The organism is Rhodococcus sp. IEGM 1406 (assembly GCF_030056745.1).
Classification (GTDB): Bacteria; Actinomycetota; Actinomycetes; order Mycobacteriales; family Mycobacteriaceae; genus Rhodococcus_F; species Rhodococcus_F erythropolis.
In genome coordinates, this window is the sequence record NZ_JASHKO010000002.1 from 1014516 (window position 1) to 1032377 (window position 17862).

The 17862-nt window shown below is 63.2% G+C and carries 19 protein-coding genes; 7 read left to right on the plus strand and 12 right to left on the minus strand.

The genetic code is table 11. From position 1 onward, the window contains the following. Positions 1–39: 39 nt before the first annotated feature. A complete protein-coding gene (locus QM596_RS14100; protein WP_003940950.1) occupies positions 40–294 on the plus strand; it encodes a WhiB family transcriptional regulator in 255 nt (84 codons plus the stop codon). A 119-nt stretch (positions 295–413) separates the two neighbouring features. Here QM596_RS14100 and QM596_RS14105 read toward each other — a convergent pair whose 3' ends face one another. Then, positions 414–1916: a sensor histidine kinase gene (locus QM596_RS14105; RefSeq protein WP_019747797.1), complete on the minus strand. Its 1503-nt coding sequence runs from the start codon at positions 1914–1916 to the stop codon at positions 414–416. A gap of 8 nt (positions 1917–1924) precedes the next feature. Continuing rightward, positions 1925–2140, minus strand: a complete 216-nt coding sequence (locus QM596_RS14110; RefSeq protein WP_007731208.1) for a biotin/lipoyl-binding carrier protein — start codon at positions 2138–2140, stop codon at positions 1925–1927. A gap of 136 nt (positions 2141–2276) precedes the next feature. On the opposite strand from QM596_RS14110, the gene QM596_RS29795 reads away from it, so the two are divergent. Further along, positions 2277–2351: a 50S ribosomal protein bL37 gene (locus QM596_RS29795; RefSeq protein WP_022597109.1), complete on the plus strand. Its 75-nt coding sequence runs from the start codon at positions 2277–2279 to the stop codon at positions 2349–2351. A gap of 102 nt (positions 2352–2453) precedes the next feature. Here the strand turns inward: QM596_RS29795 and rsrA are convergent, their stop codons facing one another. Further along, positions 2454–2735: a mycothiol system anti-sigma-R factor gene (gene rsrA / locus QM596_RS14115; RefSeq protein ID WP_003940722.1), complete on the minus strand. Its 282-nt coding sequence runs from the start codon at positions 2733–2735 to the stop codon at positions 2454–2456. After that, positions 2732–3430, minus strand: a complete 699-nt coding sequence (locus QM596_RS14120; protein WP_019747795.1) for a sigma-70 family RNA polymerase sigma factor — start codon at positions 3428–3430, stop codon at positions 2732–2734. Before QM596_RS14120 ends, rsrA begins: the two co-directional genes overlap by 4 nt. Before the next feature lie 207 nt (positions 3431–3637). Between QM596_RS14120 and ybaK the strand changes: the two genes are divergently transcribed. After that, positions 3638–4132, plus strand: a complete 495-nt coding sequence (gene ybaK, locus QM596_RS14125) for a Cys-tRNA(Pro) deacylase (RefSeq protein ID WP_070796272.1) — start codon at positions 3638–3640, stop codon at positions 4130–4132. Positions 4133–4156: 24 nt separating this feature from the next. Continuing rightward, a complete protein-coding gene (locus QM596_RS14130; protein ID WP_019747793.1) occupies positions 4157–4870 on the plus strand; it encodes an SIMPL domain-containing protein in 714 nt (237 codons plus the stop codon). 3 nt (positions 4871–4873) lie between these two features. Here QM596_RS14130 and QM596_RS14135 read toward each other — a convergent pair whose 3' ends face one another. Next, complete coding sequence (locus tag QM596_RS14135) at positions 4874–5626, minus strand: SOS response-associated peptidase (protein ID WP_283309222.1); 753 nt, start codon at positions 5624–5626, stop codon at positions 4874–4876. A 49-nt stretch (positions 5627–5675) separates the two neighbouring features. On the opposite strand from QM596_RS14135, the gene aroA reads away from it, so the two are divergent. Beyond that, entirely contained in the window at positions 5676–6989 is a 1314-nt protein-coding gene (gene aroA, locus QM596_RS14140) for a 3-phosphoshikimate 1-carboxyvinyltransferase (protein WP_019747791.1), read from the plus strand. After that, a complete protein-coding gene (gene rsgA, locus QM596_RS14145) occupies positions 6938–7975 on the plus strand; it encodes a ribosome small subunit-dependent GTPase A (protein WP_007731200.1) in 1038 nt (345 codons plus the stop codon). The genes aroA and rsgA overlap by 52 nt, the downstream gene beginning before the upstream one ends. 105 nt (positions 7976–8080) lie before the next feature. On the opposite strand, the gene QM596_RS14150 is transcribed toward rsgA, so the two are convergent. The 6 genes from QM596_RS14150 to QM596_RS14175 all read right to left on the minus strand — a co-directional run bounded on the left by QM596_RS14150 (position 8081) and on the right by QM596_RS14175 (position 14311). Beyond that, entirely contained in the window at positions 8081–9322 is a 1242-nt protein-coding gene (locus QM596_RS14150; protein ID WP_019747790.1) for a fatty acid desaturase family protein, read from the minus strand. Positions 9323–9460: 138 nt separating this feature from the next. After that, entirely contained in the window at positions 9461–10723 is a 1263-nt protein-coding gene (locus tag QM596_RS14155) for a fatty acid desaturase family protein (protein ID WP_020907111.1), read from the minus strand. A 24-nt stretch (positions 10724–10747) separates the two neighbouring features. After that, a complete protein-coding gene (locus QM596_RS14160; protein ID WP_003940928.1) occupies positions 10748–11866 on the minus strand; it encodes a ferredoxin reductase in 1119 nt (372 codons plus the stop codon). Between the two features lie 92 nt (positions 11867–11958). Further along, on the minus strand, positions 11959–12459 hold the full coding sequence (locus tag QM596_RS14165) for a DUF6912 family protein (RefSeq protein WP_020969223.1): 501 nt from the start codon (positions 12457–12459) through the stop codon (positions 11959–11961). Between the two features lie 23 nt (positions 12460–12482). Beyond that, positions 12483–13892 (minus strand): WS/DGAT/MGAT family O-acyltransferase, encoded by a 1410-nt coding sequence (locus tag QM596_RS14170; RefSeq protein WP_020969222.1) that lies wholly within the window; start codon positions 13890–13892, stop codon positions 12483–12485. Further along, positions 13886–14311 (minus strand): HAD-IA family hydrolase, encoded by a 426-nt coding sequence (locus QM596_RS14175; RefSeq protein WP_021343720.1) that lies wholly within the window; start codon positions 14309–14311, stop codon positions 13886–13888. The genes QM596_RS14170 and QM596_RS14175 overlap by 7 nt, the downstream gene beginning before the upstream one ends. Positions 14312–14366: 55 nt before the next feature. Between QM596_RS14175 and QM596_RS14180 the strand changes: the two genes are divergently transcribed. Next, positions 14367–14960, plus strand: coding sequence for an Rv3235 family protein (locus QM596_RS14180; protein WP_020969220.1), 594 nt, complete (start codon positions 14367–14369; stop codon positions 14958–14960). Between the two features lie 52 nt (positions 14961–15012). On the opposite strand, the gene secA is transcribed toward QM596_RS14180, so the two are convergent. Then, positions 15013–17856 carry a preprotein translocase subunit SecA gene (gene secA / locus QM596_RS14185; protein WP_046378336.1) on the minus strand — a complete coding sequence of 948 codons (2844 nt, stop codon included), beginning with the start codon at positions 17854–17856 and terminating at the stop codon, positions 15013–15015. Between the last annotated feature and the right edge of the window lie 6 nt (positions 17857–17862).

The following is a 17862-nucleotide window of genomic DNA, read 5'->3' on the forward strand; positions in this document are numbered from 1 at the left end:
AATGGTGTGAATACACACCCAATTAAGGAGCGAAAAAAGATGGACTGGCGCCACAACGCAATCTGTCGCGACGAGGATCCCGAACTGTTCTTCCCGGTGGGAAACAGTGGACCGGCCCTCGCTCAGATCGCTGATGCCAAGGTTGTCTGCAACCGCTGCCCCGTCACCGCCGAGTGCCTGTCCTGGGCTCTCGAGTCCGGTCAGGATGCAGGCGTCTGGGGCGGAATGAGCGAAGACGAGCGCCGCGCACTCAAGCGTCGTAACGCACGTACCCGTGCACGCACTTCCGTCTAGGTAGAACCGAGACGTTCGACTCGCGGCGGAGAACAGCCCCTCCGCACAGTCGAAGACGACAGCCCGACACCACATGGTGTCGGGCTTTTTGTCTGCTCGAATCGCTAACGCTGCTCGAATCAGTAACGCGCAGTGCGTCTACCGAGCGGCACACGCAGAACCGCGTCGGTGCCGCCACCGCTTCCCGGGTGCAGTCCGAGCGAGCCACCGAGTTCGGCGCCCAACAAAGTCCGCACGATCTGGAGTCCGAGCCGATCGGACTTCTCGAGGTCGAAGTTCTCCGGCAGGCCGCGCCCGTTGTCGTGGATGATCACGTCCAACCAGCGCGCAGAACGCTCGGCGCTGAGTGTGACCGTGCCGGTCACTCCCGGATCGAAAGCGTGCTCGATCGCGTTCTGCACCAACTCCGTCAGCACCATGACCAGCGGGGTGGCGCGCTCGGCGGAGAACACTCCGAAACTGCCCTCACGCCGAATCGCCACCGGCACACCCACTCCCGCGACATCGGAGAGCATGGGAACCAACCGGTCGATCACCTCGTCGAGATCCACCTCTTCGTCCACCGACATCGACAAGGTGTCGTGAACGAGGGCGATGGACGTCACGCGCCTCACCGACTCTGTCAACGCCTGTCGCGCTTCGTCGTTGCCGGTTCGCCTGGCCTGTAGACGCAGAAGCGCCGCGACGGTTTGCAGGTTGTTCTTCACTCGATGGTGAATCTCGCGGATGGTTGCGTCCTTGCTCAGGAGAGCGCGATCACGACGCTTGACCTCGGTGACGTCGCGGACGACGACCGCCGCACCGACATGCCGGCCGCCCGGCTTGAGAACCAGGGCTCGCAGCAGAACGGTCGCCCCGCGCGCCTCGATCTCCATACGGCGACCGGGCTTGTCCGCCAACGTATCTCGGATGTATCCCGCAGCTTCCTGAGACTCGAACGGGTCGGTGACCAACGAACGGGTCAACGCCGCGAGGTCTTGGCCCACCAGATCCGAACTCAGACCCATCCGGTGATAGGCCGAGAGCGCGTTCGGGCTGGCATAGACGACGGTGCCTTCGGTATCGAGACGGATGAAGCCGTCGCCCGCACGTGGGCTCGAGTTCGTGTCGGAGCGCGATTCTCGGATCGGGAAGGTTCCGTCGCTGATCATCTGACACAGGTCTTCGGCGCAATCGAGATACGCGAGCTCGAGCGGACTCTGCGCTCGCTGGTGCGACAGGTTGGTGTCGCGGCTCAGAACCGCGATGACTCGCCCGTCCAGACGCACCGGAACGGCTTCCCGACGCGGCGGCATTCCTTCACGCCACGTCTCGTCTTCCCCGCGCACGACGCGGCCCTCGACGAGAGCGCGAAGAACCTGCGGGTGCTCGGACTCGGAAACGACCGTTCCGACTGCGTCCTCCGGAAAAGCCGTCGATGCCGTTGTCGGCCGGCAATGCGCGACGCAGATGACCGTCCCCTCGGATCGGTTCTTCTCCGATTCGGTGCCCACCCACAGGAGAACGTCGGCAAAGGAGAGGTCGGCGAGCAGTTGCCACTCCCCCACGACGCGCTGGAGATGGTCGACCGCCGCACCGGGAAGATCGGTGTGTTCGGCGAGGAGGTCACTGAGAGTGGACATCGTCCGGCTTAGGAGATCACGGCGATCAGATCGCCTTGCTGAATCACGTCGCCGACCTTGACGCCCACCGTCGTCACCGTTCCCGGAACTTCGGCCAGGACGGGAATCTCCATCTTCATGGATTCGAGGATGACCAGGGTGTCGCCGTCCGCAACGACGTCTCCCTCGCTCACGACGACCTGGTAGACCGTCGAAACCATCTCGGCGCGCACGTCTTCTGCCATCGTGAACCTCACTTCTGTCGGAACTGCACTCTGACCACGAAAATACGTCGACGGATCACTCGATCGACCTGCCAATGGAACCACACCGGCATCGGCGTGAAACAATGACGCGAAAGAAACAGAAGGGAGACCAATCATGGGTAAGCGTGGTCGTAAGAAGCGCAGCCGTAAGGGCAACGCCGCTAACCATGGCAAGCGTCCAAACGCCTGACATGTAGCGCAACAAAACGTCCGAGGGGCGGGGAAGCATTGCTTCCCCGCCCCTCGGCGTTACTGCCTTCCGACTGCTGCCGCTCAGATCTTCGCTGACGGGCTAGCTGTCGGTTTCGGTAGTCGTTATGACGATGGTCCGACGCAACTCGACGGTGAGCCGCTGACGCAGGCTTTCCGGCGCGTGGTCTCCACCGCACTTACGGTTGATCAGGCTCTTGACCTTCTCCTCGATCCCGTAGGCCTCGAGGCACGATCCACAATCGTCGATATGACGCTGCAGGCGAGCACGACTTGAATCGTCGCATTCTCCGTCGAGCATCAACCAGACGTCGGCGATGACTGCCGAGCAGTCGAGCCTTTCGAATTCGTCCTGCTCACTCATCGTGTGACACCTTCCGTCTCGGTGGCTGCGACTGTGGCTGTGTCGACCGCGCCGTCCCGATTGAATCCCCGGTCTTTTGCGACATCGGCCAAGAGACCACGCAATTGCTTGCGACCACGGTGCAGTCGCGACATCACCGTTCCGATGGGTGTGCCCATGATCTCCGCGATCTCCTTGTACGGGAATCCTTCGACATCGGCGTAGTACACGGCCATACGGAATTCCTCGGGAAGCGACTGCAGCGCCGCCTTGATGTCGTCGTCAGGCAACGCGTCGAGCGCCTCCACCTCGGCCGATCGCAGCCCCGTCGAGGTGTGCTCGGCGGTGGCGGCCAACTGCCAGTCGGTGATCTCGTCCGTCGGATACTGCGCGGGTTGGCGCTGCTTCTTTCGGTACGAGTTGATGTAGGTGTTCGTGAGAATCCGGTACAGCCAGGCTTTCAGGTTGGTACCGGCACGGAACGAACGGAAAGCGGTGTACGCCTTGACGTACGTCTCCTGCACGAGATCCTCGGCATCAGCCGGATTCCGCGTCATGCGCAGGGCAGCGCCGTACAACTGGTCGAGCAGCGGGAGCGCGTCGCGCTCGAACCGGGCAATCAACTCATCCGCAGTTTCGGGCGTTTCGGACACAGCGCCGTCGATAGGTTCAGTTACCCCTGACGGTTCGTCCTTGGGCCGGTCGTGTTCCAGCACTCTGATCCCTTCACTAGCCGTAGGGATCAAGGTTACCGCCAACTGAAGATCCGACCCACGGGCCGGTGGTGGCTCACACACAGCCAGCACGGTCGCTCCTTCGCTTCTCGGGACAAGTTTCATCAACTGGTACCAACACGGGAGTCTGCGACTCTGTTCCCGGCCTGGTCGGATGTACCTGTCGGCGATCCACATAGGGTGTTCCTCATGGCCGGAACAGCGACCCCTGCGACCGTACTTCTCGACAAGTCGAAGACACCGCACCGCGTTCACAGCTACGACCACGATCCTCGCGCCGAATCGTTCGGCGACGAGGCGGTCACTGCACTGGCCGAGTTGGCAGGAGTCGAGGCCGCACAGATCTTCAAGACCTTGGTCGTCAAACTCGACACCGGCAAGCTCGCCGTCGCGGTCCTGCCGGTCCCGAACAAGCTCTCGCTCAAAGCCGCAGCCGCTGCCCTCGGTGCGAGCAAAGCCGTCATGGCCGATCGCGCCGAAGCCGAGCGCTCGAGCGGCTACGTCTTCGGCGGTATCTCACCGCTCGGCCAACGCAAGAAACTGCCGACCGTGATCGATGCGTCGGCGCTCGACTGGGACCGCATTCTCTGCAGCGCCGGTCGACGCGGGCTCGAGATCGAGCTGGCTCCGACGCACCTCGTGCAGCTGAGTGGCGCGGTCACGGCGCAAATCACGGCGGGCTGAGTATCCGGTCGCTACGGTCTCACCATGCGACCACACCTGAAAACTCTTGCACTGACCGCTGCAGCGGCAGCTCTCACCGTCTCTCTGACGGCCTGCGGGAGTTCGGACAATGCCGCCAAGGAAGTCACGGTAGTCGGATCAGGGCAGGTCCGCGGGGCTCCGGACATCCTCAATGCCGACATCGGCATCGAGGTGGTTGCCCCGGATGTATCGGGAGCGGTCTCGGAGTCGAATGACAAGGCCCGTCAGATGATCGACGCGATAGTCGCCGCCGGTGTGGCCCCCGAGGACGTGCAGACAAGCGATCTGTCCGTCCAGCCGCAGTACGACGCCAGCGGCGGACCGTTTGTCGGCGGCAACGTGACCGGCTACCGGGCAACCAACTCGGTACGAATCGTCGTACGCGATCTCGACAAGGCCTCTTCTGTCCTGGACGCCGGCATCGCGGCGGGCGGAAACGCGGCACGGCTCGGCAACGTCGCCTTCGCCATCGACGACGACTCTCAGCTTCTGGCCGACGCTCGCACCCGGGCCTTCGAAGACGCCAAGAACCGTGCCGAGCAGTACGCGGATCTGTCCGGTACGTCGCTCGAGAACGTCGTGACCATCACCGAGGCACACGACACGAGCGGCGGTCAGACCATGCGCGCTCCCGACGCCTCGATGTCCGACATGGTTCTCGCCCCGGGAACCCAGCAGGTCTCGTTCGAGGTGACCGTTACCTGGGCTCTCGGCTGACCACTAGAGCAGGCTGATCTGCTCGCCGGCACGGTCGACGTCCGGCTCGATCAACTCGTGCCCGTTGTTCTTGACACTGTTGACCAGCGGCCGGACTCGATCGACGTCGATCCGCTCGAAGAGGTCCGGTACCGGTTCGAGCAGAGCCGAATCGACGGTGTTGTCGGGATCGAGCCATGCCTCCCAGCGGTCACGAGGCAGGGCGAGGGGCATGCGGTCGTGAACCTGCTCGAGGTGACCGAGAGAGTCGACTGTGACGATCGAGCAGCTCAGGACGGGGCCCGCGTTCTCGACCCTCGGGTCCCGCCAGGCAGACCACACGCCCGCCATGAACAGCCGTGATCCGTCGTCGGGGTGCATGTAGTAAGGAATCTTCGCTGCCTTTTTCCCGCCGGTGGCCTCGGTCTGCCACTCGTACCACCCGTCCATGGGGACCAGGCAACGCTTGAACTTGAAGGCGGTCCGAAACGCCGGCTTCTCCGCCAGCGAGTCGGCGCGGGCGTTGAACAGGACAGGGCCTTTGCCCAGCTCCTTGGTCCACGACGGCACCAATCCCCACCGCATCCGCCGAATCCTCTTGGTCGGATCGCTGTCGGGGTTCTCCCGATCGCGGCGTTCGACGACGGTCAACACCTCGGTCGTGGGGGCCACGTTGTAGTCGGCTTCGACGGGCGCCGAGTGGTCCGTCTCGTCGAGCGCATCGAGTTCCACCGCCAGGGTGGCCGGGTCCGCTGTGGTCGCATACCTTCCGCACATGACACCCAGGGTGGCACGGTTTCGACCATTCCCCCACCGATGAGAGAAGATGGACCATGTGAGTCTGAGTCTGTGGAGCGCCCCGAGGGCCCAAGCACCCGTCGATGCAGTGGTGACGCTGCCCGGATCCAAGTCCATCACCAATCGAGCTCTGATTCTTGCCGCACTTGCGGATGGCCCGTCCACGATCACCGGTGCACTTCGCAGCCGTGACGCCGACCTGATGATCGCAGCTCTGCGTGACCTCGGCATCGGAGTCGAGGAAGCCGGCGATCCGACCACGCTTCGCATCACCCCTGGGCCCCTGCGCGGCGGCGAGGTCGACTGCGGCCTGGCCGGCACCGTGATGCGCTTCCTGCCGCCACTCGCCGCGATGGCCGACGGCATCGTCCGCTTCGACGGCGACGAGCAAGCACGCACACGCCCCCTCGGCACCATCTTGGAGGCACTGCGCGGTCTCGGCGCTCGGATCGAGGGTGACGCACTCCCGTTCACCGTCACCGGAACCGGATCCCTACGCGGAGGAACGGTCACCATCGACGCATCCGGCTCGTCGCAGTTCGTCTCCGGTCTCCTGCTCTCGGCTGCTGCCTTCGAAGAGGGTGTCACCGTTCACCACGACGGCAAGCCCGTCCCGTCCATGCCACACATCGACATGACCGTCGAGATGCTCCGCCAATCCGGAGTTTCCGTGACGACACCGGCCACGGGCGGAGACGCAGACACGTGGCGGGTGGCACCGGGGCCGGTGCGCGCCGTGGACTGGGCGATCGAACCCGATCTCTCCAACGCCACACCGTTCCTGGCCGCAGCCGCTGTTACCGGCGGAACCGTCAGCGTCCCGATGTGGCCGTCGTCGACGACGCAGCCCGGCGACGCGATCCGCGGGATCCTCGCCTCGATGGGCGCCGACGTCACTCTTGCCGACGGCGTGCTGACCGTTCGCGGCCCGGAGAAACTGCGCGGCATCGACATCGACCTCCACGACGTGGGAGAGCTGACCCCCACCGTCGCGGCCCTGGCCGCTCTCGCCGAGGGCACCTCGCATCTACGAGGTATTGCACACCTGCGCGGGCACGAGACCGACCGTCTGGCCGCCCTCGCCGACGAGATCAACAAGCTCGGCGGCTCGGTCACCGAAACCGACGACGGCCTGACGATCGTTCCCGCGGAACTCCATGGCGGACAATGGCTCTCGTATGCCGACCACCGCATGGCAACAGCCGGCGCCATCATCGGCCTGGTCGTCGACGGCGTCGACGTCGACGATGTCGGAACCACAGCCAAGACACTGCCCGGCTTCGAGAACATGTGGATCGACATGCTCGAGAGTTCGCCGGCGACACCGAAGGCAAGCTTCTGAGTCCGCGGCAGTACGACGAGTCCGACGTCCGGGTACGTCCCGGCCGCGGATCCCGCCCCCGTACGAAGACTCGGCCCGAACATCTCTCGGCCGAATCAGGGATGGTGGTGTCGAAGGATCGTGGCCGTTGGGGTTGCGTCCTCGGCGGCGATCCCGACCGGCTGATCGTCACGATGCGAGCCCGCGAACTTGGCCGAACCCCCATCGTCGTCGGCGATCAGGTGGACATCGTCGGCGATCTGTCCGGCAAAACCGATACCCTGGCCCGCATTGTCCGGGTCTCCGAGCGTTCTACGGTTCTGCGACGGACGGCCGACGACACTGATCCCTTCGAACGCATCGTCGTCGCGAACGCGGAGCAGTTGCTCATCGTCGTAGCACTCGCCGATCCCCCACCGCGCACCGGTTTTGTCGAGCGCGCACTGGTCGCCGCCTACGTGGGTGGCCTGACACCAATCGTCTGCCTGACCAAGAGCGACCTCGAACCACCCGAGGAATTCGCGAGCACTTTCGCCGACCTCGACATCCAAGTGGTCGTCGCCGGTCGCGACGATCCCCTGGACGAACTGACGCAGATCCTCGAGCACAAGTTGACCGCCCTGATCGGACATTCCGGCGTCGGAAAATCGACATTGGTCAATCGCCTTGTCCCCGATGCCAATCGAGCGGTCGGCATCGTATCCGGCGTCGGCAAGGGCCGGCACACATCGACGCAATCGGTGGCACTCCCCCTCGCCGGTGGCGGCTGGGTGATCGACACCCCGGGCATCCGTTCGTTCGGTCTGGCGCACATCTCGCCCGAGAACGTGGTGGCTGCATTCTCGGATCTCGCTGCGGCGATCGAGGATTGCCCGCGCGGATGCACGCACCTCGGGCCGCCGGCAGACCCCGAATGCAAGCTCGACCTGCTGGAGGGCAAATCCGCTCGACGCGTCGTCGCTGTGCGACAACTGCTGGAAGCGATCAAGTCCAACGATCAGTACTGAGCGACACCCCTGCACGACGCCCCAGCGCGAGAACAGCAAAGCGGCCCGGCACCATGTCGAATGGTGCCGGGCCGCTTGTTGCGTCTGGTCAGCGCAGGCGGGAAATCAGCGCAGGCCGAGGAGGCTGCGCAGCTTTCCACTCTTGCGCTTACGTGCGATGGCGCTCTTGAGACCGTTACGACGGCCGGTCACGGGATCGACAGTCGACGTCAGTTCGCCGTCGAACATCCGCTCCGACGCCGTCTCGGGCGCATTGTCGACGGTGTCCTTGAGGTACTTGTTGGGCAGCGACAGCTTGGCGATGGTGCGCCAGGACTTGGCGTACTGCACGGCAAGTGGGCCCGTCGTGTACGGCAGGTCGTACTTGTCCGCGAGCTGACGCACCGTGACCGCGATGTCCTTGTAGCGGTTGCTGGGCAGATCGGGGAACAGGTGATGCTCGATCTGGTAGCTCAGGTTGCCCGTCATGAAGTCCATGAGCGCGCTGCCCTCGATGTTGGCGCTACCGAGCATCTGACGCAGGTACCACTGAGCCTGCGTTTCCTTGTCGATGTCTTCCTTGGTGAACTTCTCGGCACCGTCCGGGAAGTGACCGCAGAAGATGACCGCGTTGGTCCACACGTTCCGCAGGGTGTTGGCGGTGAAGTTGGCCGACAACGTGCTCTTCCACGCCGGGCCGGTGATGGCCGGGTAGATGACGTAGTCGCGCAGGACCTGCTTGCCGATCTTCTCGCCGACCTCGCGGAGCTTGCGCTGGGTCTCTTCCTTGTCGGCGCGGCCCTTGGCCACCTTGCCGAGCTCGAGGTGCTGTGCGGCGATGCCGTACTCGAAGAACAGCGCGAGCAGCGTGTTGTAGACCAGATTGCCGGCGTTGAAGGGCTTCCATCGCTGATCGCGGGTGACGCGCAGGAGTCCGTATCCGACGTCGTCGTCCATTCCGAGGACGTTGGTGTACTTGTGATGCAGGTAGTTGTGGGTCTGCTTCCAGTGCGCAGACGGGCCGGTGACGTCCCACTCCCACGAGGTGGAGTGGATCTCCGGGTCGTTCATCCAGTCCCACTGCCCGTGCATCACGTTGTGCCCGAGTTCCATGTTCTCGATGATCTTCGAGAGCGTCAGCAGGCCAACTCCGGCGAGCCACGCCGGACGGCGACGGCTGGCGAAAAGCACTGCGCGGCCGCCGATTTCGAGTGAACGCTGCAGGCGAATGACGTTGCGCACGTAGCGCGCGTCCTTTTCGCCGCGCGACTCCTCGATGTCGCGACGAATCGCGTCGAGTTCGCGGCCGAGCGCCTCGATGTCGGCGTCCGTGAGATGTGCATATTCCTTGACATCTGCAATCGCCATGGAAAGCCTCCTAGCAGTGAGTTAGGCGCAAAGTAGTAAGTGCAGAACGATCATGACTTCGAATCGTTCAGATCAACTGCACCTACTGTAGCGTAACTTACGGCACCGTAGGTTAGGTTTTTCCCGATGTAACCTATATCACTTCCGGCGCTTCGGCATGCGAGAACGCGCCTGCGACTTGAGTGCGGTCAACAATCCGAGGCGCTTGCCGGTGACCGGATCGGTACGCAGGTCCTCGACCATCGCCATGGCTGCGTCCCGGAACCCTGAGTCGCGGAACCGTAGTTCCGAGGACGTTTCCGGAGCATTGTCCGAGGTCGCAGTCAGCCACTTGTCCGGCAAGGCCAGCTTGTGGATCGTGCGCAGCGCCAGGAGATACTGCTTGAAGAGGGAACCGGTGGTGTACGGGAGATCGAACTTCTCGCACAATGCACGCATCTTCACGGCAATTTCGGGGTAGCGGTTGCTCGGCAGATCAGGGAAGACGTGGTGCTCGATCTGGTAGCTCAAGTTGCCACTCATGAGTCCCATGAGCTTGCCCGAATTGAAGTTCGCGCTACCGAGCATTTGGCGCAGGTACCACTCGTGACGAGTCTCCTGCTCGAATTCGGCAACGGTGAACTTCTCGGCGCCGTCCGGGAAGTGACCACAGAAGATGACGACGTACGCCCACAGGTTGCGCACGAGATTCGCGGTGGCATTGGCCGTCATGGTCGACTTCCACGCCGGCCCCGTCAGCGCGGGGAACAAGATGAAGTCCTTGCCCACCTGACGAAAGATCTTGCGCGCGAAGTCTTTGTTCGCCTGCGAGTTCAGTTGCCCCTTTTCCGCGCCCTCCAACTCGGCTGCCGCCGTGAGGTCGTGCAGCGCGATGCCCCACTCGAACGTGGCCGCCAAGATCACGTTGGCGATCGGCTGGAAGAGGTTGATCGGCTTCCACGGCTCGTCACGCGTCATACGCAGGATCCCGAAACCGAGGTCCTCGTCCATCCCGACGACGTTGGTGTACGTGTGGTGCTGGTAGTTGTGGGCACGCTTCCAGTGCTCGGAAGGACCGGTCTGATCCCACTCCCACGAAACGGAGTGAATCTCGGGATCGTTCATCCAGTCCCATTGCCCGTGCATGACGTTATGCCCGAGCTCCATGTTCTCGATGATCTTCGACAGGCTCAGCAGGGTCGTACCGACCAGCCATGCCGGTCGGTACCGACTGCCGAACAGCGCGATACGCCCACCGAGTTCCAACGCCCGCTGGACGCGAATGACGCGACGAATGTAGCGGGCGTCCCGGATTCCACGAGAGTCTTCGATGTCGAGTCGAATCTGATCGAGTTCACGTCCGAGAGCTTCGACATCGGCCTCGGTGAGGTGCGAAAACTCTTTGATATCGGTGATGGCCACCGTGGTCCTCCGTGTGCCTAGAAGCTATGCGTCCAGCGTACAGTCGCCGGCGGCAGCGGAGATGCACGTCTGAATGCGCTCGCCCTCCGCGTGCTGTTTTCCCGAGCGTAGGTCGATTGCGTGGCCGGCGACGAGAGGCACGACACACGTCTGGCAGATGCCCATGCGGCAACCGAAGGGCATCAAGGCGCCGGACTGCTCGCCGGCTTCCAGAAGCGTCGTCGCGCCGTCGACGGTGATCGTCTTACCCGACTTCTCGAACGTGACCGTGCCGCCGTCCGCCGAGGCGTCGATGCGCGAAACCGCGAATCGCTCCATGTGGAGTCGATCCTCGATGCCTTCCGCCTTCCAGACGTCTTCGAGCTCGTCGAGCAACGGAAGGGGTCCGCACGCCCAGGTGTGGCGCTCACGCCAGTCGGGGCAGACCGTGTCGAGGGAACTGAGTTTGAATTTTCCGTCGCGGCGCGTGAGCTGAACGTGACTCACGAAGTCCTCGTGCTCGGCGTGCAGTGCCGTGAGTTCGTCGGCGAACATCACGTCGGATTCCGTCGGAGCCGAGTGGATGTGCATGACGTCGGGCAATTGACCGCGCCGGTTCATCGTCCGCAGCATGCCCATGACCGGAGTGATGCCACTGCCGGCGGTGATGAACAGGATCTTCTCCGGCGGCGGATCCGGCAACGCGAAGTTACCCGAAGGCGTGGCCAGTCGAACGATGGTTCCCGACGGCACGGCCCCGCTGACGAGGTGGCTCGAGAGAAAGCCCTCTGGCATGGCCTTGACCGCGATGGAAATGCGCTTGTTCTCCCAGTTGGGAGGCGAAGTAAGTGAGTACGACCGCCAATGCCAGCGTCCGTCGATATGCAGACCGATGCCGATGTACTGCCCCGGCTGGTAATTGAAGTCGAATCCCCACCCCGGCTTGATGACGATGGTCGCCGAATCCGTGGTCTCAGGCCGGACTTCGACGATCTGACCACGCAGCTCGCGGGCGGACCACAACGGATTTGCGAGGTGCAGGTAGTCGTCGGGAAGCAATGGTGTGGTCAGCCGAGCCGCCGCACCACGAAGCAGATTGAGCTTCGACCGCGCTGCCGGAACTACCGACGCTGCCGGTGCCTCGATCCAGTCCTTCAGACCCATCAGACCTCCACCTCTCACCTTCCGAACCCACTGCCTACGGTACCGTAGGTTATCAGGTTACGGTACCGTAGGTTACTTCACGGTAAGCACATTCACAGCAGGTCGAGCAAGAACGGCAACTCTTGCGCGGCGTACCACGCCAACTCGTGGTCCTCCGCGTCGCCGAGCGTGAACTCGGCATCGGCGTCACCGAGATCCGCCGCGTCGACTATGCCAGCAGCGCGCTCGATGTCCGATTCTGCCTGTTCGAGGTCGACATGCACAGATGCAACCTGAGCCATCGTCACAGGACCCGCCAATCGAACTACAGAATCGTCGAGATCGGGCCGCAACTTCACATCGGCATCGTCGACGTCGGCGGCAACGACAGCACGCCGGAAGGTGACATCACCCTCGGTTCCGGCGATCAGCCGCAGCGACGCACGCGCAGCCTCCCCCATGGCGACCTCGGCCAACTCGTCGTCATCGCCCGCCGCGTACGACTCACGCAGAGTCGGGGTGACCGCAAAAGCCGTCCGGCTCATCGGGTCGAACTCCTGATCTGCGACCAACTTCTGCAAAATCTCGACCGTCGCCGGTACGTACACCCTCATGAGACCACCTTCATGCTCGTTCGTCACCGACTCGCATCCGTCAATTCCTCGAGTGACTCGAAGATCAGCGAACGAACGACGTCGACGTCCGACATCGCGTCACGGTCGGCATTCAAACCGTAGTAGACATTTCCGTCGTACGACGTCAGGGCGATGCTGAGTGTCTGATTCTTGAGCAGTGGCGACACCGGATACATCTCCAGCATCCGAGCCCCACCGAGGTAGAGCGGGAACTGTGGCCCTGGCGCATTGGTGATCATCAAGTTGAACATTCGCTGCGACAGACTACTGGCCGCACGGGAGCTCATCGCATGCAGCGTCGCCGGCGCAAACCCGGACATTCGCACCATCGTCTGCGCGGTGACCCGCCGACCCTGACGCGCGAATGCCTCCGTCGCATGCGCCACGTGAGAGAGCCGAACAACCGCGTTGGGTTCACCGACAGGCAGGTCGATGAGGAACGACGAAACATGCCCCGGCGCCTGCGGATCGTCGACGTCGGGACTCTCGGGGCCGTCCGTGTACACCGACATGGGCACCATCGCCCGCACGATGGTCGCCTCGGTCACCGGCTCACCACGCGAGAGCAGCCAGTTCCGCATCGCACCTGCGATGACGGTGAGAATCACGTCATTGATCTCGCACCCGTACCGCGCGCGAATACGTCGATAGTCCTCGAGAGACGTCTTGGCCACCGCAAGGCGTCGATTGCGCGAGATGGTGGCGTTGAGCGGGCTCGACGGGGCCACCTGGGTCGCCGTTCGAACCACTTCCGCGAGTTTCCCGAGTGCACTCACAGCCTCGGTGACGGATGTGGTCACGTCGTTGAACGCTGCACGCGCCCGCGCGATCCCCTCCCCCGGGCTCGTCACGAGATCTGCCATTGCACTGACCAACAAGCTGGTATCGCTCGGTGGCCTGGCGGGCATCCACAATTCTTCGGGGCCTGGAGCTCGATTCTTCTCCGGATCGAAGATCACCTGACTGATCTCTGGAGCCGCCTCGCCGTCCACCAACGACGAATGAGACTTCGTGAAGATGGCAAATCTGTTTCTGCTCAGCCCCTCGACCAGGTACATCTCCCACAACGGCCTCGTGCTGTCGAGGGGTCTCGACGTCAGCCGCGCGATCAGATCCATCAGCTGTTCGTCGGAACCTGGTTTGGGCAGAGCCGATCGGCGTACGTGATAGGTGATGTCGAAATCCGAGTCGTCCACCCAGACGGGGCGGGCCAGGCCGAACGCCACCTCACGCACTCGCTGGCGGTAACGCGGAACCGATCCGAGCCGCTCTTCGACCAGACGAAGCAATTCCTCGTGATCGATCCCGTTTCGCAGTTGCCGGAAGATCCCCAACGAGCCGACATGCATCGGCGTCGTCCCGGCTTCGAGGAAGTAGAAAGCAGCATCCTGAGTCGTCAGTCTGTTCACCATGGCTTCGTGTCCCCTCCGTCGCCGAGATCGAACAGAATCGACAACTCCTCGATGGTCGATTCCGAGCCGACGTGGTGGACCCCGACCATCCCGACTGCCACCGCCGCCCGGACGTTGATTTCGAGATCATCCACGAAAACGAAGTCCTCCGGCTCGACGCCCAAACGACTCGCCGCCAACAGATAGATCTCGGCGTCGGGCTTCGCCATCTCGACATCACCGGACAAGATCACGTCGTCGACCAAGACCCCGTCTCCGAGATCCCGCAACCACTGAGCATTGGCACCGCCGGGATCGTTGCTGACGATTCCCGTCACGATTCCGCGGGCCTTCACCGCGCGCACGACCGCGCTCAAGCCGTCGAGATCCGATCCCGGACCGAACAGCACGCCACCGACATCCAACAGAAGTCCCCGCACGCCATCACCCTAAGTCGCGATGGTGATCACGGCGACATCTCGAGCGTTTCGTGTCATGCTTCTCACCATCGCTCGGGGGAGCGAAGTCCGAGACGACCATCTCGGACGCACGATCATCCGGGGGGATGTCATGGAGCAGGACTGCACAATCATTCTCGAGCCGGCACCACAATTCGAGCCTCACGCGCATACCGTCGCGCTTACGCGGCCGCAGTGCCGACCCGACCGAGCGCAGTGCCGAACAGACCGAATGCTGCGTCGCCCACGAAAGTCGCCACACAACGGGACGTCGCCCAGTGCCGGTTTCACTCACGTGCTGGAACCGCAGTTGGCGGGTGCCGACATCTTCTGGAACCGATCGCTTCGCCTGGTTCTCGAAACCGTCGACCGGCGACGAAATCCGCGGCAACTCAAGGGCGTATTGACGCCGTCCGTCCTGGAAGTTGTTGCGCGACTTTATACTTCGGAATTTTCTGCCCGGAAGCTGGGCGGCGCGGCCGTTCACCGCACCCACGTTCAAGCAGTGTCGAAGAGTACCGCCGAAGTCTGTGCGACGTACACACGAGGCACGCAGACATTTGCCGTCGCGGGTCGGATCGACCATACAGACGGAACAGGCTGGACGGTCACCGCACTACACGTGGTGTGACCGTCCAGCCTGCTGAGTACTAACTGCGCTGGTAGCTCAGCTGTACTGAACCTCAGCGCTTGCGCTTGGACTTCGGAGCTCGATTGCTCTTCGACTGCGTCCGTGCTGCTTCACGACGTTCGCGGCGCGAGGCGGCCCCGTCACCGGAGTCGGCGGCCGAGTCACGCGTTGCCTTCGCCTTGCCGTCCTCGTCCGGGCCGGTGTACGTCAATCGCGACGGACCTTCGTCGTCAAGTCCCTTGGCGCGCAACGCCGTCGGGGCAGCAGTTCCGGTTGTCCTGGCTGCGGCTTCCTGCGTCGGGAGCGGCTTGGGCGCCGTGGCGGACGCCGCAGCGGCCGAGCCGGCCGTGACGGAGATTCCGCTCGCGGGCTGCGCCGGAGCTGCCTCGACCTGCAGGTTGAAGAGGAATCCGACGGACTCTTCCTTCAATCCGTCGAGCATGCCGATGAACATGTCGTAACCCTCGCGCTGGTACTCGACCAGCGGATCGCGCTGGGCCATCGCACGCAGACCGATTCCCTCCTTGAGGTAATCCATCTCGTAGAGATGCTCTCGCCACTTGCGGTCCAGGACCGAGAGGAAGACACGACGCTCGAGTTCACGCATACCGTTTTCGCCGGCGATCGCATCGATCTCGGCTTCGCGCTTCTTGTACGCCGCGTGGGCGTCTTCGAGCAAAGCGGTTCGCAGGTCGTCACGGCTCAGGTCACTGTTGATGCCTGCGCCGTCCTCCCCTGCCAACGTCTTGTGATCGATGCCGACCGGGTAGAGCGTCTTGAGCGCGGTCCACAGCTGCTCGAGATCCCAGTCCTCGACGTATCCCTCGGCGGTCGCACCGTCGACGTAGGCGGTGACCACGTCAGTGATCATCTGCTCGACCTGGCCCTCCATGTCCTCACCCTCGAGGATCTGGCGGCGCTCCTTGTAGATGACCGTTCGCTGCTGGTTCATGACCTCGTCGTACTTGAGGACATTCTTGCGAATTTCGAAGTTCTGCTGCTCGACCTGAGTCTGAGCGCTCTTGATGGCCTTCGAGACCATCTTGGCTTCGATCGGGACGTCGTCGGGAAGGTTGAGGCGCGTCATGATCGACTCGAGGGCCGAACCGTTGAAGCGACGCATGAGCTCGTCACCGAGCGAAAGGTAGAACCGCGATTCGCCGGGATCACCCTGACGTCCGGAACGACCGCGCAACTGGTTGTCGATACGACGCGATTCGTGACGCTCGGTGCCCAGAACGTACAGGCCGCCGGCGTCGCGGACCTTCTCCGCGTCTGCCTTGACCTCAGCCTTGACCTCGTCCAGGACTGCGTCCCAGGCTGCTTCGTACTCGTCCGGCGTCGTGACCGGATCGAGGCCCTTCTTGCGCAGCGCGATGTCCGCGATGATGTCCGGGTTACCACCGAGAACGACGTCGGTACCACGGCCGGCCATGTTGGTCGCGACGGTGACCGCACCGGAGCGACCGGCCTCGGCGATGATGGTCGCTTCCTTCTCGTGGAACTTCGCATTGAGGACGTTGTGTGCAACGCCGCGCTTGGTGAACTGCTTGGACAGGTACTCCGAGCGCTCGACGCTGGTGGTACCGATCAGGACGGGCTGGCCGTTCTCGTGGCGCTCGACGACGTCGTCGACCACCGCGTCGAACTTGGCTTCCTCTGTCTTGTAGATGAGGTCGCCGTTGTCGACTCGGACCATCGGACGGTTGGTCGGGATCGGGATCACACCGAGGGTGTAAGTCTGGTGAAGCTCGGCAGCTTCCGTCTCGGCGGTACCCGTCATGCCGGACAACTTGTCGTACAGACGGAAGTAGTTCTGCAGGGTGATGGTGGCGAGAGTCTGATTCTCCGCCTTGATCTCCACCTTCTCCTTGGCCTCGATCGCCTGGTGCATGCCCTCGTTGTAGCGGCGGCCGACCAGCACGCGGCCGGTGAACTCGTCGACGATGATGACCTCACCGTCGCGGACGATGTAGTCCTTGTCCTTGGTGTAGAGCTCCTTGGCCTTGATCGCGTTGTTCAAGTAGCTCACCAACGGAGAATTCGCGGCTTCGTACAGGTTGTCGATACCGAGCTGGTCCTCGACCAGTTCGACGCCCGCCTCGTGCACACCGATGGTGCGCTTGCGGATGTCGACCTCGTAGTGGACGTCCTTCTTCAGCAGCGGCGCGATGCGAGCGAACTCGCTGTACCACTTGCTGGAGCCGTCGGCCGGGCCCGAGATGATGAGCGGGGTTCGGGCTTCGTCGATGAGGATCGAGTCGACCTCGTCCACGATGGCAAACGCGTGGCCACGCTGGACCAGGTCGTCCAGCGAATGCGTCATGTTGTCGCGCAGGTAGTCGAAGCCGAACTCGTTGTTGGTGCCGTACGTGATGTCGGCTGCGTAGGCGACGCGGCGCTCGGCCGGCGTCATGCCCGACAGGATCACACTGGTCTCGAGGCCGAGGGCGCGGTGAACGCGACCCATCCACTCGGAGTCACGCTTGGCGAGGTAGTCGTTGGTCGTGACCACATGGACGCCGTCACCGGCGATCGCGTTGAGATAAGCCGGAAGAACCGACGTCAGAGTCTTGCCCTCACCGGTCTTCATCTCGGCGACGTTGCCGAAGTGCAGGGCCGCGCCACCCATGATCTGCACGTGGAAGTGCTTCTGGTTGATCACGCGCCACGACGTCTCACGGGCCACGGAGAATGCCTCGGGCAGCAACTCGTCGAGAGTTTCCCCGGCGGCATAGCGCTCACGGAACTCGGTGGTCTTGGCTTTGAGTTGCTCGTCTGTCAGGCCTTCGACATCGGGCGACAGAGATTCCACATGCTCGGCGATGTGCTTGAGCCGCTTGACCATGCGACCTTCACCAACACGGAGCAGCTTCGATAGCGACAGCGACGGCACAGTCTT

Coding starts and splice junctions, on each gene's coding strand:
- QM596_RS14135 (WP_283309222.1), bottom strand. CDS start 5,626: ATGTGCGGAAGGTATGCGACCACAGCGGACCCGGCCACCCTGGCGGTG.
- QM596_RS14130 (WP_019747793.1), top strand. CDS start 4,157: ATGCGACCACACCTGAAAACTCTTGCACTGACCGCTGCAGCGGCAGCT.
- aroA (WP_019747791.1), top strand. CDS start 5,676: ATGGACCATGTGAGTCTGAGTCTGTGGAGCGCCCCGAGGGCCCAAGCA.
- QM596_RS14100 (WP_003940950.1), top strand. CDS start 40: ATGGACTGGCGCCACAACGCAATCTGTCGCGACGAGGATCCCGAACTG.
- QM596_RS14105 (WP_019747797.1), bottom strand. CDS start 1,916: ATGTCCACTCTCAGTGACCTCCTCGCCGAACACACCGATCTTCCCGGT.
- QM596_RS14110 (WP_007731208.1), bottom strand. CDS start 2,140: ATGGCAGAAGACGTGCGCGCCGAGATGGTTTCGACGGTCTACCAGGTC.
- QM596_RS14160 (WP_003940928.1), bottom strand. CDS start 11,866: ATGGGTCTGAAGGACTGGATCGAGGCACCGGCAGCGTCGGTAGTTCCG.
- QM596_RS14150 (WP_019747790.1), bottom strand. CDS start 9,322: ATGGCGATTGCAGATGTCAAGGAATATGCACATCTCACGGACGCCGAC.
- QM596_RS14180 (WP_020969220.1), top strand. CDS start 14,367: ATGCTTCTCACCATCGCTCGGGGGAGCGAAGTCCGAGACGACCATCTC.
- QM596_RS14170 (WP_020969222.1), bottom strand. CDS start 13,892: ATGGTGAACAGACTGACGACTCAGGATGCTGCTTTCTACTTCCTCGAA.
- rsrA (WP_003940722.1), bottom strand. CDS start 2,735: ATGAGTGAGCAGGACGAATTCGAAAGGCTCGACTGCTCGGCAGTCATC.
- QM596_RS14165 (WP_020969223.1), bottom strand. CDS start 12,459: ATGAGGGTGTACGTACCGGCGACGGTCGAGATTTTGCAGAAGTTGGTC.
- ybaK (WP_070796272.1), top strand. CDS start 3,638: ATGGCCGGAACAGCGACCCCTGCGACCGTACTTCTCGACAAGTCGAAG.